Genomic DNA, 15,706 nt, shown 5'->3' on the forward strand with positions numbered 1-15,706 from the left:
ACACCTTTGCACACGCGGGAGCTCGGAGCACCGGGCTGAGAGGGCGCTGAAAGCCGTACGAACCGTACGGAAGCGGCTGCGCCGACCGCCGAACCTGTTACCGGGTAATGCCGGCGTAGGGAGTAGGTCTCATGACCATTCAGGACGCACGCACGCCTGCCTCGAACCAGAACGAGGCCGGGAAGTCCATCGGCTGGCACAAGGGGTACGTCGAGGGCTCGCGCCCCGACCTCCGGGTGCCGGTGCGCCAGGTGCACCTCACCAACGGCAAGGATGTCACGCTGTACGACACGTCCGGGCCGTACACGGATCCGAACGTCGAGACGGACGTCCGCCGAGGGCTCGCCCCGCTCCGGGAGAACTGGATCATCGCGCGCGGGGACACCGAGGAGTACGCGGGCCGCCCCGTCCGCCCCGAGGACGACGGCATCAAGCACACCTCGCCGCGCGGCGGACTGAAGAACCTCGACGCGGTCTTCCCGGGCCGCCCGCGCCAGCCCCGCCGGGGCCGCGGCGGCCAGGCCGTCACCCAGCTCGCGTACGCCCGCCGGGGCGAGATCACCCCGGAGATGGAGTACGTCGCGATCCGCGAGAACGTCTCCCCCGAGGTTGTGCGCGAGGAGATCGCCGCAGGTCGCGCCGTGCTTCCGGCCAACGTGAACCACCCCGAGATCGAGCCGATGATCATCGGTAAGCGGTTCCTGGTGAAGGTCAACGCCAACATCGGCAACTCCGCCGTCACCTCCTCCATCGAGGAGGAGGTCGACAAGATGACCTGGGCCACCAAGTGGGGCGCCGACACGGTCATGGACCTCTCCACCGGCCGCAACATCCACACCACCCGCGAGTGGGTGCTGCGCAACTCCCCCGTCCCGATCGGCACCGTGCCGCTCTACCAGGCGCTGGAGAAGGTCGACGGCCGCGCCGAGGAGCTGACCTGGGACATCTACAGGGACACGGTCATCGAACAGGCCGAGCAGGGCGTCGACTACATGACGGTCCACGCGGGAGTGCTGCTGCGGTACGTGCCGCTCACCGCCCGCCGCAAGACCGGCATCGTCTCGCGCGGCGGCTCGATCATGGCCGCCTGGTGCCTCGCGCACCACAAGGAGTCGTTCCTGTACGAGAACTTCGAGGAGCTCTGCGAGATCCTCGCCGCGTACGACGTGACGTACTCCCTGGGCGACGGTCTGCGTCCGGGCTCCATCGCGGACGCCAACGACGAGGCGCAGTTCGCCGAGCTGCGCACGCTCGGTGAGCTCAACACGATCGCCAAGCGCCACAACGTGCAGACGATGATCGAGGGCCCGGGACATGTCCCGATGCACAAGATCAAGGAGAACATCGACCTCCAGCAGGAGATCTGCGAGGAGGCGCCGTTCTACACGCTCGGCCCGCTGACCACCGATGTCGCCCCGGCGTACGACCACATCACCTCCGGCATCGGTGCCGCGATGATCGCCTGGTGGGGCACCGCGATGCTCTGCTACGTCACGCCCAAGGAACACCTGGGCCTGCCGAACCGTGACGACGTGAAGACGGGCGTCATCACCTACAAGATCGCGGCGCACGCGGCCGACCTCGCCAAGGGGCACCCGGGCGCACAGGAGTGGGACGACGCGCTCTCGGACGCCCGCTTCGAGTTCCGCTGGGAGGACCAGTTCAATCTGGCCCTCGACCCGGACACCGCCCGGGAGTTCCACGACGAGACGCTGCCCGCCGAGCCGGCGAAGACCGCTCACTTCTGCTCGATGTGCGGGCCGAAGTTCTGCTCGATGAAGATCTCGCAGGACATCCGGCGTGAGCACGGCGGGGATCTGGCGACGGGGGACATCGAGGCCGGTATGGCGGAGAAGTCCAAGGAGTTCGCGGCGTCGGGCAACCGCGTCTATCTGCCGATCGCGGAGTGACGTACGCGCACCGATGTTTCACGTGAAACAGGGATCCCTGTTTCACGTGAAACATGCGCGGCCGTGGTTTCACGTGAAACAGGCGCCCCGAAGCCGGTCACTCCGGCGGGTGTTCGGGGCCCCCGAAGTCGGGACTGGTGAAGTCCGGGCTGGTGAAGCTGGGCCGGGTCCCCGTCGACGAGTCACCCGGGCTGTCGAAGTCGGGCCGGTCGTAGCCGAGGGTCGGTATCCGGCCCGTCGAGCGGCGGGCCGACGCACCGGTGCCCGGGTCGGCCAGTGCTTCGCGCAGGAACGGGTAGATACCCCGCTCCACCAGGGCGTGGCGCCATGCCTCGCGGGCCCGGGAGACCTCCTGCGCTCTCTCATCGCCCACCTCGCCCTCCTCCGGCTCGGCGACGACCTGGGTGGCGCCGTTACGGATCGCCGTGAGCAGGAGGCTGATCGCGGCGGCGAGTATCGCGGCCGCGGTGAGGGCCCCGAAGAACCAGCCCGCGGTCAGTAAAGTGTCGGCGAAGGCGGGCTCGGGGTTGAGCATCTTCAGGATGTAGCCCACCAACAGGAAGATCGCGGCGGCGGTCCCGGCGAGGACGGGTGCCAGTACTGCGACGACCGCGCCGACGCCGGCGCCCGAGGTGGAATCCGGGCTGTCGACCACCGGAGGCGTCATCACCGAGCCGCGTTCCGATGTGAGCGCGGGGGTGGACGGCGCCCGCAACTCCTCGCGCGCCTTGACGTAGTGGTCGTACTCGGCCGCCGCGGCCGCCGAGACGAGAGCACCGGCGTTGAGCACCATGGTGCGCAACTGCTCGGTGTTGAGCCGTACTCCTACACCGGCCAGCTCGGGCCGGTCGGGCGCGGTGCGCAGTGCGTCGTCGAGGATCCGCTCGAACTCCGGGCGGTCCTCGGTCAGCAGGTGCGGAGCGCTGTTCATGTGCATCCCCCGATGCTCCGTAGGGCCGGAAAGCCCGCCTGATGAACGGGCAATCGGGCGGAAACGGAGGAGAGCCTGCTACGGATAAGCCGATGGTAGAGCGGTTACGGCACGGGGTGACAGGGTGTTTCCGAAATCACCTTGCCACCGCACGAGCCGGTGTTTTCCCGATTACGCGTCAGTCATGCAGAGGCAACTGCACGACCAGCAGTTTTCCGGCCATGGTCACCCCGCCGTCCATGGCGATGGCGAGACCGTCCGCGTACACATGCGGACCCTCTACGACCGGACGGGAGTCCTCCTCGCCGTCTTCGGTGCCCACTTCGCCCAGGAGGTAGGGAATCGGGCTGTGTCCGTGAACCACCCGCTGTCCGCCATAGGCCGAGAGCAGCTCGCGCGCGGCCTGGGGTCCGGATTCGTCGCGGAAGGCGAAGCGCTTGGTGAACTTCCGGAACAGGTCCCAGCATTCGTCGGCGTCGTTGCGGGTGAGCAGCGCGTGCACGGTGTCGTTCACGGCCTCGATGGAGTCGCCGTACTCCAGGTACGCGGTGGTGTCGGAGTGCATCAGCAGATGTCCGTCCTCCTCCTCGATCGCGTCGAGGCGGGACATCCACTGGAGGTGGACGTCCTGGAGGCGGTCCATGTCGGCCTTCTGACCGCCGTTGAGCAGCCAGGCGGCCTGGAAGGTGGCGGTGCCCGCACCGGAGTTGACCGGGGTGTCGCCGAAGCGCTTGGCGCCGATCAGGAGCAGCTCGTGGTTGCCCATCAGGGCCTTGCAGTAGCCGCCGGCGGCCGCGGCCTCGGCCGACAGCCGCATCACCAGGTCGATGACGCCGATGCCGTCGGGACCGCGGTCGGTGAAGTCGCCGAGGAACCAGAGACGGGCGTTGCCCGCGGCCCAGTTCCCGTCGACGTCGATCAGCCCCTGCTCGCGGAGTGCGGCCAGGAGTTCGTCGAGGTAGCCGTGGACGTCGCCCACGACGAAGAGCGGCCCGAGGCCGTCCGGCAGGGGTGCCGGGGCGGGAACGCTCTCCACCCGGACCTGCACGGTGTCCCCCCGGTTGATCACCGGGAGGTCGCGTGCCGTCGGGGTGTAGCCCTCCGGCGGCTCGTCGTCCGGAAAGGCGTTCCCCGGGTGGATGTCCGCGGGGAACGCCTCCGCCGGGTGCACGGCAACGGGAGGGTGAGGCTGCGCCGGTGGAGGCATCTCGACTGGTGGGGGCGGCGGGGGGACCTGCGCGGAATGCGCGGGAGCCTGCGCGTACGGAGGCACCCGGAAGTCACGCAACGTCTCCGTACGCTCGGGTCCCAGACCGGCCCCCTGAGTCATCGACCCCTCCACCACCGTCGCGCCGCCGTACACCGTGAGACCCCCCTGGTCGGGCGGGGATCCGTGGTGTCGTGCGCCCATCATAGGAATGAGGCTCGTGCTGTGTGACGCACCAGGGGTGGTGAATCCGGGCGCGGCCGTGGTTCACCGGTGGTTATGTCCCCAATGTGTTGGTCTAGTCCTTGTCCGCATCGCTGTCGGGGCTCCTGTCCGGCACGTTCGGGTCCTGGCCGAGTCCCCTGCGCGGGTCCGCGACGGGGGAGCGCGGGGGGCTGACGGTCGTACGCGGCGACCGGCGCTGCGACGACGTACGGACGATGAGTTCGGTCGGTATCACCTGCTCGATGGGGTGACCGTGGTCGATTCCCTCGATGGCGTCGATGAGCAGTTGGACCACGGCCGTGCCGATGCGCCGGGGCTTGAGCGAGAGGGTGGTGATGGGCGGTTCGGTGGTCGCGTACACGGTGGACTCGCTGCAGCAGACGAGCAGCAGGTCCTCCGGCACCCGCAGCCCGTATCTGCGGGCGGCCGCCAGCAGATCGGTGCCGTTGGGGTCGAACAGTCCGTACACGGCGTCGGGCCGGTCCGGGCGGGCGAGCAGCCGGTCGGCCGCGATGGCGCCCGCGCACGGGTCGTGGGCGGGGTAGGACTCGTAGACCGGGTCCTGACCCACCCGCTCGCACCAGCCCAGATACGCCTCGGTGGAGAGCCGGGTATAGGTGTCGGTGGTGGTGCCGGTGAGAAGGCCGATCCGGCGGGCGCCGGCGGCGGCGAGATGGTCGAGCAGTTCCAGTACGGCGGCCTCGTGGTCGTTGTCGACCCAGGCGGTCACCGGCAGTGAACCCGCCGGGCGGCCGTCGGAGACCACCGGCAGTCCCTGGCGGACCAGTTCGGTGACGACGGGATCCTGGTCGGAGGGGTCGATCACGACGGTGCCGTCGAGGGCGACGTTCGACCAGACGTCCGCGGGGCTGCGGCGTGAGGTGGCGGGCAGGATGACGAGGGCGTACCCGCGCGCGAGTGCGGCGGATGTCGCGGCCCTCGCCATTTCGGCGAAGTAGGCGAACTCGGTGAAGGTGAAAGGTTCATCCCCGTACGTCGTCACGGTCAGGCCGATCAGGCCCGACTTTCCGGTACGGAGCGTGCGGGCCGCTGCGGATGGGCGATAGCCCAGCCGGTCTGCGACCTCGCGGACGTGGCGGCGGGTGGCGTCGGGGAGCCGGCCCTTGCCGTTGAGCGCGTCGGAGACGGTCGTGATGGAGACACCGGCGGCGGCGGCCACGTCCCGAATGCCCGCCCGCCCCAGCCGGCGACCGGTCGACCGGCTCACCTGGTGCTTCCCTGCTGCTGTCATGGCGAGCCGATAGTAGGGCGAGGGGAGACAGTTGGCCCGGGTGCATATGCACGCGTTGACAGGCACGTTTCTGCATGATCAGAAATGGCTAATGGCCTTGATTTACATGGGAGTTGGAGGCAGTAGCGTTGTGGTGGCGGTTGTCGATCGGTGGGCGGCTGCCGAATGCGCGATGTTGCGAAGAGGTCTCAACTCACCTGTACGAGGGATGCGCGCCACGGCGCAGGCCACCGGCGCACGGCTCTGACAGGGAGCGCTCCCCCTCCGGCGCTCCCGTGGTGCCCGGGCCGGGCCGGCGGGAGCGGCAGCGGCCGGAGGATGCCCTGTGGCTCTTCGCAGGGGCGCCGAATCCTCATAAGGTGAGCAGTATTCGTACGGACGGAACGGTCGAGGAGGACCTGCGGTGAGCGAGACGAGCCCCAAGCTGCGCGCCGAGCTGGACGGCATCCCCACCTACAAGCCCGGCAAGCCCGCGGCGGCAGGCGGCCCGGTCGCGTTCAAGCTGTCCTCCAACGAGAACCCGTACCCGCCGCTGCCGGGGGTGATGGAGAGCGCCATCGCCGCCGCCGGGAGCTTCAACCGCTACCCGGACATGGCGTGCACCGGCCTGATGAACGAGCTGGCCGACCGCTTCGGTGTGCCGCTCACCCACCTCGCCACCGGCACGGGCTCGGTGGGCGTCGCCCAGTCGCTGCTCCAGGCCACCTCCGGCCCCGGCGACGAGGTCATCTACGCCTGGCGCTCCTTCGAGGCGTACCCGATCATCACCCAGATCAGTGGGGCGACGTCCGTAAAGGTGCCGCTGACCTCGGGCGATGTGCACGACCTGGACGCCATGGCCGAGGCGATCACCGACCGGACCCGGCTGATCTTCGTCTGCAACCCGAACAACCCGACCGGCACGGTGGTCCACCGGGCGGAGCTGGAACGATTCCTCGACCGGGTGCCGTCGGACGTGCTGGTGGTCTTGGACGAGGCGTACAAGGAGTTCGTCCGCGACGCCGACGTTCCGGACGGTCTTGAGATCTACCGCGACCGCCCGAACGTGGCGGTGCTGCGCACCTTCTCCAAGGCGTACGGACTCGCCGGGCTCCGGATCGGCTTCGCCGTCGCCCACGAGCCGGTGGCGGCGGCGCTGCGCAAGACGGCGGTCCCCTTCGGTGTCAGCCAGCTCGCCCAGGACGCGGCGGTCGCCTCGCTGCGCGCCGAGGACGAACTGCTCGGCCGCGTGGGCTCGTTGGTGGGCGAGCGGGCCAGGGTGTACGAGGGGCTGGTCGGCCAGGGCTGGACCCTGCCCGAGACGCAGGCGAACTTCGTCTGGCTGCGCCTCGGCGAGCGGACGGTCGCGTTCGCGCAGGCCTGTGAGGCGGCGGGCGTGGTGGTCCGGCCGTTCGCGGGCGAGGGCGTGCGGGTCACGATCGGCGAGACCGAGGCGAACGACCTCTTCCTGAAGGTGGCCGAGGGCTTCCACAAGGCGGGCTAGGGACTGCCGGGCGGATCTGCCGGTTCTGGCGGATCCGCCGGCTTCGGCCCGGGGAGCCTGCCGCCCGTCGGTGCCTCGGGCCCGGTCCGCCCGGGCCCGGGCGGTGAGGCCTCGGACCGGCCCTAGGCCGGGTCCTGGAGGCGGTCCACCCGGATCCGGTCGCCGGTGCGGACCGCGGCGAGCAGCCGCGGGTCCCCGTCGATCCGGCCGACCACGTTGCACGCGCTCGCCAGACGGCACTCGTCGCCGCGCGAGACCGGCGTCGGACCGTACGGCAGGGCCAGCGCGTCGCCCTCGGTCCAGAACGCGACCGTGCCCGGCTCCACCACCTCGCGCGCGTCCGGCTCCAGCGCGGGGGAGACCGGTGTCTCGAAGTAGACCTCCTCGCCCCAGGTCCGGGCGGTGGAGACGATCGGGAGCGCCCTCGCGAGCGCGGCGCTCGTAGGGGTTTCCCCGAGGGTGGCGGTGAGCTGCCCGCCGGGCCATGAGATCCGTATCCGCATGAGCCGAAATTCAACAAGATGTTGAAGCTGTCGGGAAGAGGCGTCTCAAAAGGCGTCGCCAGGGCTCGCCCCACACAGAGGTACCCCCCGCCTGAAGGTCGCGGAAGCGTGTGCGACATAATGCTTGTGAATGTGAACGCGTTCACAAGCGTGTCCCGCTTCGTCCCGGAATCAGTGGGATCAGAGGGGCAAACTGCCGCTGTGATGGCGACGTAAGGAGATGACGTTGTGAATCTGGCTCTGGCGCCGGAAACACTGGCGCGATGGCAGTTCGGCATCACCACCGTCTACCACTTCCTCTTCGTGCCGCTCACGATCTCGCTCGCCGCGCTCACGGCCGGGCTGCAGACCGCGTGGGTGCGGACCGAGAACCAGAAGTACCTCAAGGCGACGAAGTTCTGGGGCAAGCTCTTCCTGATCAACATCGCGATGGGTGTCGTCACCGGCATCGTCCAGGAGTTCCAGTTCGGTATGAACTGGTCCGACTACTCGCGGTTCGTGGGTGATGTCTTCGGCGCTCCGCTCGCCTTCGAGGCACTCATCGCCTTCTTCTTCGAGTCGACCTTCATCGGGCTCTGGATCTTCGGCTGGGACAAGCTGCCGAAGAAGATCCACCTCGCCTGCATCTGGATGGTCTCGATCGGCACCATCCTCTCCGCGTACTTCATCCTGGCGGCCAACTCCTGGATGCAGCACCCGGTCGGCTACAAGCTCAACAAGGCCACCGGGCGCGCCGAGCTCACCGACTTCTGGCACGTGCTGACGCAGGACACCACCCTGGTCGTCGTCTTCCACACGCTCACCGCGGCCTTCCTCACCGGTGGCGCCTTCATGGTCGGCGTCTCCGCCATCCATCTGCGCCGCAAGAAGCACATCCCGGTGATGCGCACCTCGCTCCGGCTCGGCCTGGTCACGCTCGTCGTGGGCGGACTGCTCACGGCCGTCAGCGGCGACCAGCTCGGCAAGGTCATGTACAAGCAGCAGCCCATGAAGATGGCCGCCGCCGAGGCGCTGTGGGACGGCGAGAAGCCGGCGCCGTTCTCGATATTCGCCATCGGAGACGTGGCCAAGGGCCACAACAGCGTCGAGATCTCGGTCCCGGGTCTGCTGTCCTTCCTCGCCGACAACAACTTCTCCTCGTACGTCCCCGGCATCAACGACGTGAACAAGCAGGAGCAGCTGAAGCACGGGCCCGGCGACTACCGGCCCAACATCCCGGTCACCTTCTGGGGCTTCCGCTGGATGATCGGCTTCGGCATGGCGTCCTTCGCCATCGGAGCGGTCGGCCTCTGGCTCACCCGCAAGAAGTTCCTGCTGGCACCCGGCCTGCGGACCGGTGACGACGAGGTGCCGCATCTGGTCCTCTTCCGGAACAAGGCGCTGGGCACCCGGCTGACCGGCTGGTACTGGTTCACCGCCATCTGGACGCTCGGCTTCCCGCTGATCGCCAACTCCTGGGGCTGGATCTTCACCGAGATGGGGCGTCAGCCCTGGGTCGTGTACGGCGTGCTGCGCACCAAGGACGCGGTCTCCCCCGGTGTCTCGCAGGGCGAGGTCCTCACCTCGATGATCGTCTTCACCCTGCTCTACGCCGTGCTCGCGGTGATCGAGGTGCGGCTGCTCGCGAAGTACGTCAAGGCCGGACCGCCCGAGCTCACCGAGTCCGACCTCAACCCGCCCACCAAGATCGGCGGGGACGACCGCGACCCCGACCGGCCGATGGCCTTCTCGTACTGAGGCTGAGGAGATCGAGGCATGGAACTCCACGACGTCTGGTTCGTACTCATCGCCGTCCTGTGGACCGGCTACTTCTTCCTGGAGGGCTTCGACTTCGGAGTCGGCATCCTCACCAAGCTGCTGGCCCGCGACCGCAAGGAGAAGCGCGTCCTGATCAACACGATCGGGCCGGTCTGGGACGGCAACGAGGTGTGGCTGCTCACGGCCGGCGGTGCGACCTTCGCCGCCTTCCCCGAGTGGTACGCCACGCTCTTCTCCGGCTTCTATCTGCCGCTGCTGATCATCCTGGTCTGCCTCATCGTGCGCGGTGTGGCCTTCGAGTACCGGGCGAAGCGGCCCGAGGAGAAGTGGCAGCGCAACTGGGAGGAGGCCATCTTCTGGACCTCGCTGATCCCGGCGTTCCTGTGGGGGGTGGCCTTCGGCAACATCGTGCGCGGAGTGAAGATCGACGCGCACAAGGAGTACGTGGGCACCTTCTGGGACCTGTTCAACGCGTACGCGATCCTCGGCGGCCTGGTGACGCTGTTCCTGTTCACCTTCCACGGCTCGGTCTTCACCTCCTTGAAGACCGTCGGTGAGATCCGTGAGCGGTCGCGGGCGCTGGCACTGAAGCTGGGCCTGGCCACGGCCGTACTGGCGCTGGTGTTCCTGATCTGGACCCAGGTGTCGCGCGGTGACACCAAGAGCCTGGTCGCGATGGTGATCGCGGTGGTCACCCTGGTCGGCGCGATCGGCGCCATCAAGGTGGGTCGCGAGGGCTGGTCGTTCGCCCTGTCGGGCATCACGATCGCGGCCGCCGTGGCGATGCTCTTCCTGACGCTCTTCCCGAACGTCATGCCGTCCTCGCTGCACGACGAGTGGAACCTCACGGTCTCCAACGCCTCGTCGAGTCCGTACACCCTGAAGATCATGACCTGGTGTGCGGGCATCGCGACCCCGGTGGTGCTCCTCTACCAGGGCTGGACGTACTGGGTGTTCCGCAAGCGGATCGGCACCCAGCACATCGCCGACGCGCACTGAGTCCGCACCGGGGGTGTGTTTCACGTGAAACACACCCCCGCCCCTTGGCCCCCGACCCTTCGAGGGGATGTTTCACGTGAAACCGATCGACCCGCGACTGTTCCGATACGCCCGGGCCACCCGTCTCTTCCTCGCGGCCGTCGTCGCCCTCGGCCTGGTCGGTGCGGGGCTGGTCATAGCGCAGGCGATGCTCATCGCCGACGTGGTGGTGGGGGCTTTCCAGGACGGCCATGGTGTCGACGGGCTGCGGACGCCCCTGCTGCTGCTCGGAGCGGTCGCGGTCGGACGGGGGCTGGTGTCCTGGCTGACCGAGCTCGCCGCTCACCGGGCCAGCGCGGCGGTCAAGTCGGAGCTGCGCGGGAGACTGCTGGAGCGGGCCGCCCAGCTGGGGCCGGAGTGGTTGAGCAGTCGGCGGACCGGCTCGCTGGTCGCGCTGGCCACCCGAGGCGTGGACGCGCTCGACGACTACTTCTCGCGCTATCTGCCGCAGTTGGGGCTGGCGGTCGTGGTGCCCGTGGCGGTCCTCGCCAGGATCGTCACCGAGGACTGGGTGTCGGCGGCGACCATCGTGGTCACCCTGCCGCTCATCCCGCTCTTCATGGCGCTCATCGGCTGGGCCACCCAGGCGCAGACCGACCGCCAGTGGCGGCTCCTCTCCCGGTTGTCGGGGCACTTCCTGGACGTGGTCGCCGGGCTGCCGACCCTGAAGGTGTTCGGCCGCGCCAAGGCGCAGGCCGAGTCGATCCGGACGATCACTTCCGAGTACCGCCGGGCCACGCTGAAGACCCTGCGGATCGCGTTCCTGTCGGCGTTCGCGCTGGAGCTCCTCGCGACGCTGTCCGTGGCGCTGGTGGCCGTCGGCATCGGTATGCGGCTGGTCCACGGCGATCTGGACCTCTACACGGGCCTGGTGATCCTGGTCCTCGCCCCCGAGGCGTATCTGCCGCTTCGGCAGGTCGGCGCGCAGTACCACGCGGCGGCGGAGGGCCTTGCGGCCGCCGAGGAGATCTTCGAGCTCCTGGAGACCCCGCTGCCCGAGGGCGGCACGGGCTCGGTGCCGTCCGGCCCGGTTCGGATCGAGGTCGACGGGGTGACTGTGCGTCATCCAGGCCGCAGCGAACCGTCGTTGGCCGCCGCCTCGCTGACGGTGGAGCCGGGTGAGACGGTGGCGCTGACCGGGCCGAGCGGGGTCGGGAAGTCGACACTCCTCGGCGCGGTGCTGGGCTTCGTGGCACCGGACGAGGGCCGGGTGCGGATCTCCGGCACCGATCTGGGCGCGCTCTCGCTGGAGCAGTGGCGCGAGCGGATCGCCTGGGTGCCCCAGCGGCCGCATCTGTTCGCGGGGACGATCGCGGAGAACGTGCGCCTCGCACGGCCGGACGCGGACGACACGGCGGTACGGGACGCCCTGCGGGACGCGGGCGCCCTGGAGTTCGTCACCGCGCTCCCGGACGGCCTCGGGACCGAGCTCGGGGAGGGCGGCGCCGGCCTCTCGGCCGGACAGCGCCAACGGCTCGCGCTGGCACGGGCGTTCCTCGCGGACCGGCCGGTCCTGCTGCTCGACGAGCCGACGGCGGCGCTGGACGGCGCGACCGAGGCGGGCATCGTCGACGCGGTACGAAGGCTGTCGGCGGGCCGCACGGTACTGCTGGTGGTCCACCGCCCCGCCCTCCTCGCGGTCGCGGACCGGGTGGTGGAGCTGCGGCCGGCCAGGGGCGAGGGCTGTTCAGCCGTCGCGCAGGACGCGGGGGGCGGGGGCGGTGCGGCGGTCGTCGCGACGGCTTCCCGTACGGAAGCCCGTGACCCGGCTCCGGTTCCGGCTTCCTCTGCTCCCGGGCCCGCCGCCTCCCAGGATGCCCTCGCGCGGGTACGCGGGGCCGCCGGTGGGCTGCGCGGGCGCCTCGCCCTGGCGCTGGTGCTGGGGGCGTTGGCGCTCGGGTCGGCCGTGGGTCTGATGGCCGTGTCCGGGTGGCTCATCTCGCGGGCCTCCGAGCAGCCGCCGGTGCTCTATCTGATGGTGGCGGTGACGGCGACGCGGGCGTTCGGCATCGGGCGGGCCGTGTTCCGGTATGCCGAGCGGCTGGTGTCCCATGACGCGGTGCTGCGGATGCTCGCCGAGGTGCGTGTCGCGGTCTACCGCAGGCTGGAGCGGATCGCCCCGGCGGGGCTGCGCTCCACCCGGCGCGGCGACCTGCTGTCCCGCCTGGTCGCGGATGTGGACGAGCTCCAGGACTACTGGCTGCGCTGGGCGCTGCCCGCCGCCGGGGCCGTGGTGGTGTCGGTCGCGAGCGCCGGGTTCACCGCGTGGCTGCTGCCCGAGGCCGGGGCGGTGCTCGCGGTCGGGCTGCTGATCGCCGGGGTGGCCGTGCCGCTGGTCAGCGGTGCGTGCGCCCGTCGGGCCGAGCGCCAACTGGCGTCCGCGCGCGGCCTCCTGGCCACTCGGGTGGCCGATCTGCTTACCGGTACGGGGGAGTTGACCGTGGCGGGTGCGCTCGGACGCCGTACCCGGGAGGCGAAGGACGCCGACTCGGTGCTCACACGGATCGCGTCGAGGACCGCCGCCGCCACCGCGCTCGGCGGCGGCCTCTCCGCGCTGACCTGCGGACTGACCGTGGTGGCCGCCGCGCTCGTCGGGGTCCAGGCGGTCGCCGCCGGCCGCCTGGACGGGGTGCAGCTCGCCGTCGTGGTCCTGGTGCCGCTCGCCGCCTTCGAGGCGGTCAGCGGTCTGCCGCTCGCCGTGCAGGCGCGTCAGCGGGTCAGGCGCAGCGCCGAGCGGGTGTACGAGGTGCTCGACGCGCCCGTGCCGGTACGGGAGCCGGAGCAACCCGCCACCGCACCCGCGTCGCCGTTCCCCCTGGAGGTGCGGGGGCTGGCCGCCCGCTACGACGGGCAGACCCGGGACGCGCTGAGCGACTTCGCGCTGACGCTCACCCCGGGCCGGCGCGTCGCCGTCGTCGGGACCTCCGGGTCCGGCAAGACCACCCTCGCCCAGGTCCTGCTGCGCTTCCTGGACGCGCGCGAGGGCACGTACCGGATCGGCGGCAAGGACGCGGCGGAGCTCGCGGGCGACGACGTCCGCCGTCTGGTCGGCCTCTGCGCCCAGGACGCCCACATCTTCGACAGCTCTCTGCGCGAGAACCTGCGGCTGGCCCGTACGGGCGCGGACGAGGACGCGCTGCGCCAGGCGCTGGCGGAGGCCCGGCTGCTCGACTGGGTGGACGGGCTGCCCGACGGCCTCGACACGCTCGTCGGGGAGCACGGCGCCCGGCTCTCGGGCGGCCAGCGCCAGCGGCTCGCGCTGGCCCGTGCGCTCCTGGCCGACTTCCCGGTGCTCGTCCTGGACGAGCCCGCCGAGCACCTGGACCTGGCGACGGCCGACGCGCTCACGGCGGATCTGCTCCGAGCGACGGAGGGCCGGACGACCGTGCTGATCACCCACCGGCTGCGCGGTCTGGAGGCCGTGGACGAGGTGATGGTTCTCTCCGAGGGCCGGGTCGTGCAACGCGGGGCGTACGACGATCTCGCCCTGGTCGACGGGGAACTGCGGCGCATGCTGGAGCGCGAGCGTGACAGCGATCTCCTCCAGGAGGCCCACCCGGCCTGAGAGGGGCTCGCGGATCTGTGGCTCGGCTCTCGTCATGCCCGACTTTCCTCGCCAATTGGGACTAACTAGGCTCAAGGGCATGTCAGTGCCGGATCCGAAGGACCCCCAGGACACCAAGGACCAGGACGCGCTCGAAGCGGCGACCCTGGCCACCCGGAGCCTCCAGGGTCTGTCCACCGAGCTCACCGCGCGCGTACCGCAGCTGCTGGAGGCGATGCGTTCCGTCGGTACCGGCCTGGAGCTGCACTCCACGCTCGACCGGATCTGTGAGACCGCCGCCGAACTGGCCGACGCGCGGTACGCGGCGATCGGGGTCGTCGACGAGGCGGGCACGGGGCTCTCCGACTTCGTGACGTACGGCGTCACCTCCGAGGAGGCCGCCGCCATCGGGCGCCGCCCGGACGGCCACCGGGGGCTGCTCGGCTCGCTGATCCACCACCCCGAGCCGCTGCGGCTCGGGGACCTCTCCGCCGATCCGCGCTCGGCCGGATTCCCCGCCCACCACCCGCCGATGCGGACCTTCCTCGGCGTTCCCATCCGGGTGCAGGGCGAGGTCTTCGGGAACCTGTACCTCACGGAGAAGAGCGGCGGGGCCGAGTTCAACGACTACGACCTGCACATGGTCCGGGTGCTGTCCACCGAGGCGGGCATCGCGATCGGCAACGCCCGGCTGTACGAGGCGGCGCGCCAACGAGAGCGGTGGATCGACGGATCGGTCGCCGTCACCACCGCGCTGCTCTCGGGCGGGGACGCGGACGACGCCCTGGAAGTGGTCGCCGAGCAGGCCCGCCGTCTCGCGGACTCCGCCGCCGGAATCGTGCTGCTGCCCGCCGAGGAGGGCGGCCTGGAGATCGTCGCCGTCTCCACCGACGACCCCGGCTCGGTGCTGGGCGTGGTGATTCCACCGGAGAGCCCGGTCGTCGCCACGCTGCTGGAGGGCGAGGCGGTCTTCATGGACGACGCGGCGACCGACGCCCGGATGATCACCAAACTCGCGGAGCGGTACGGGCCGAGCATGATGCTGCCGCTGCACAGCGGCGGCCGGGTGCTGGGGGCGCTCGCCACCCCGCGTGCGCGCGGAGGCCGACCGTTCACCGAGGCGGAACGGACGCTGGCCACCCAGTTCGCCTCGCAGGCGGCGCTCGCGCTGATGATGGCGGAGGCGCAGCGGGACCGGGAGCGGCTCGCCGTGTACGAGGACCGCGACCGGATCGCCAGGGACCTCCACGACCTGGTCATCCAGCGGCTGTTCGCCACCGGGATGATGCTGGAAGGCGCCCAGCGCAAGTCGGTCGTGCCCGAGGTGCAGCGAGGCGTCGGCAAGGCCGTCGACGAGCTGGACGTGACGATCCAGGAGATCCGCACAGCCATTTTCGCCCTCCAGCAGGGGCCCGCCGAGGCGCCGTCCGGGCTGCGCACCCGGGTACTGCGGGAGATCAACATGGCGGCGGTGCCGCTCGGCTTCAAGCCCGCGCACCGCTTCGTCGGCCCGGTCGACGCACTGGTCGGCGAGCTGACCGGCAAGAACCTCATCGCGGCCCTGCGCGAGGCGCTGTCCAACGCCTTCCGGCACGCCCAGGCCTCACGTATCGAGGTCGTCGTGGACGCCACGGTCCAGCTCCCGGACGGGAGTCAGGGCGTACGGCTCACCGTCGCGGACGACGGGGTCGGCATCCCGGAGGGCGGGCGCCGCAGCGGTCTGCGCAATCTGCGGCGGCGTGCCGAGGCGCTGGGCGGATCCAGTACGTACGGGCCCGGGACCGGGGAGGACGGCGGCGGGACGACGGTGGTGTGGGAGGCGCCGCTGTAGGGGGCACGCCGAGGCCGGCCGGAT

At 70.4% G+C, this 15,706-nt stretch carries 10 protein-coding genes and 1 riboswitch; of the genes, 6 read left to right on the top strand and 4 right to left on the bottom strand.

Going from position 1 to position 15,706, the window contains the following annotated elements:
- Positions 1-4 precede the first annotated feature (4 nt).
- A riboswitch (TPP riboswitch) is annotated at positions 5-139 on the top strand.
- Complete coding sequence (gene thiC / locus A8W25_RS16470; RefSeq protein WP_067162222.1) at positions 132-1,910, top strand: phosphomethylpyrimidine synthase ThiC; 1,779 nt, start codon at positions 132-134, stop codon at positions 1,908-1,910. (Overlaps the previous riboswitch by 8 nt.)
- Positions 1,911-2,007: 97 nt before the next feature.
- On the opposite strand, the gene A8W25_RS16475 is transcribed toward thiC, so the two are convergent.
- The 3 genes from A8W25_RS16475 to A8W25_RS16485 all read right to left on the bottom strand — a co-directional run bounded on the left by A8W25_RS16475 (position 2,008) and on the right by A8W25_RS16485 (position 5,525).
- Complete coding sequence (locus A8W25_RS16475) at positions 2,008-2,847, bottom strand: hypothetical protein (RefSeq protein WP_067162224.1); 840 nt, start codon at positions 2,845-2,847, stop codon at positions 2,008-2,010.
- Positions 2,848-3,019: 172 nt separating this feature from the next.
- A complete protein-coding gene (locus A8W25_RS16480; protein WP_267890385.1) occupies positions 3,020-4,186 on the bottom strand; it encodes a metallophosphoesterase in 1,167 nt (388 codons plus the stop codon).
- A 160-nt stretch (positions 4,187-4,346) separates the two neighbouring features.
- A complete protein-coding gene (locus tag A8W25_RS16485; protein ID WP_234386476.1) occupies positions 4,347-5,525 on the bottom strand; it encodes a LacI family DNA-binding transcriptional regulator in 1,179 nt (392 codons plus the stop codon).
- Between the two features lie 403 nt (positions 5,526-5,928).
- On the opposite strand from A8W25_RS16485, the gene hisC reads away from it, so the two are divergent.
- Entirely contained in the window at positions 5,929-7,008 is a 1,080-nt protein-coding gene (gene hisC, locus A8W25_RS16490) for a histidinol-phosphate transaminase (protein ID WP_067162226.1), read from the top strand.
- Positions 7,009-7,130: 122 nt separating this feature from the next.
- On the opposite strand, the gene A8W25_RS16495 is transcribed toward hisC, so the two are convergent.
- Complete coding sequence (locus A8W25_RS16495) at positions 7,131-7,511, bottom strand: cyclophilin-like fold protein (protein ID WP_067162228.1); 381 nt, start codon at positions 7,509-7,511, stop codon at positions 7,131-7,133.
- A gap of 228 nt (positions 7,512-7,739) precedes the next feature.
- Between A8W25_RS16495 and A8W25_RS16500 the strand changes: the two genes are divergently transcribed.
- The 4 genes from A8W25_RS16500 (at position 7,740) to A8W25_RS16515 (ending at position 15,682) form a co-directional block, all read left to right on the top strand.
- Positions 7,740-9,248, top strand: a complete 1,509-nt coding sequence (locus A8W25_RS16500; RefSeq protein ID WP_067162229.1) for a cytochrome ubiquinol oxidase subunit I — start codon at positions 7,740-7,742, stop codon at positions 9,246-9,248.
- A gap of 18 nt (positions 9,249-9,266) precedes the next feature.
- The gene (cydB, locus tag A8W25_RS16505) at positions 9,267-10,268 is read left to right on the top strand and encodes a cytochrome d ubiquinol oxidase subunit II (RefSeq protein ID WP_067162231.1); all 1,002 of its coding nucleotides are present in this window, start codon (positions 9,267-9,269) and stop codon (positions 10,266-10,268) included.
- A gap of 76 nt (positions 10,269-10,344) precedes the next feature.
- Positions 10,345-13,872, top strand: coding sequence for a thiol reductant ABC exporter subunit CydD (cydD, locus tag A8W25_RS16510; protein ID WP_067162233.1), 3,528 nt, complete (start codon positions 10,345-10,347; stop codon positions 13,870-13,872).
- 79 nt (positions 13,873-13,951) lie between these two features.
- The gene (locus tag A8W25_RS16515) at positions 13,952-15,682 is read left to right on the top strand and encodes a GAF domain-containing sensor histidine kinase (protein ID WP_067162235.1); all 1,731 of its coding nucleotides are present in this window, start codon (positions 13,952-13,954) and stop codon (positions 15,680-15,682) included.
- Positions 15,683-15,706: the final 24 nt, after the last annotated feature.

Source organism: Streptomyces sp. ERV7, assembly GCF_001653515.1.
Lineage (GTDB): Bacteria > Actinomycetota > Actinomycetes > Streptomycetales > Streptomycetaceae > Streptomyces.

Bases quoted from the DNA above. Each gene is read 5' to 3' on its own strand.
- thiC (WP_067162222.1), top strand. From the start codon at position 132: ATGACCATTCAGGACGCACGCACGCCTGCCTCGAACCAGAACGAGGCC.
- A8W25_RS16475 (WP_067162224.1), bottom strand. From the start codon at position 2,847: ATGCACATGAACAGCGCTCCGCACCTGCTGACCGAGGACCGCCCGGAG.
- A8W25_RS16485 (WP_234386476.1), bottom strand. From the start codon at position 5,525: ATGACAGCAGCAGGGAAGCACCAGGTGAGCCGGTCGACCGGTCGCCGG.
- A8W25_RS16495 (WP_067162228.1), bottom strand. From the start codon at position 7,511: ATGCGGATACGGATCTCATGGCCCGGCGGGCAGCTCACCGCCACCCTC.
- cydB (WP_067162231.1), top strand. From the start codon at position 9,267: ATGGAACTCCACGACGTCTGGTTCGTACTCATCGCCGTCCTGTGGACC.
- A8W25_RS16515 (WP_067162235.1), top strand. From the start codon at position 13,952: ATGTCAGTGCCGGATCCGAAGGACCCCCAGGACACCAAGGACCAGGAC.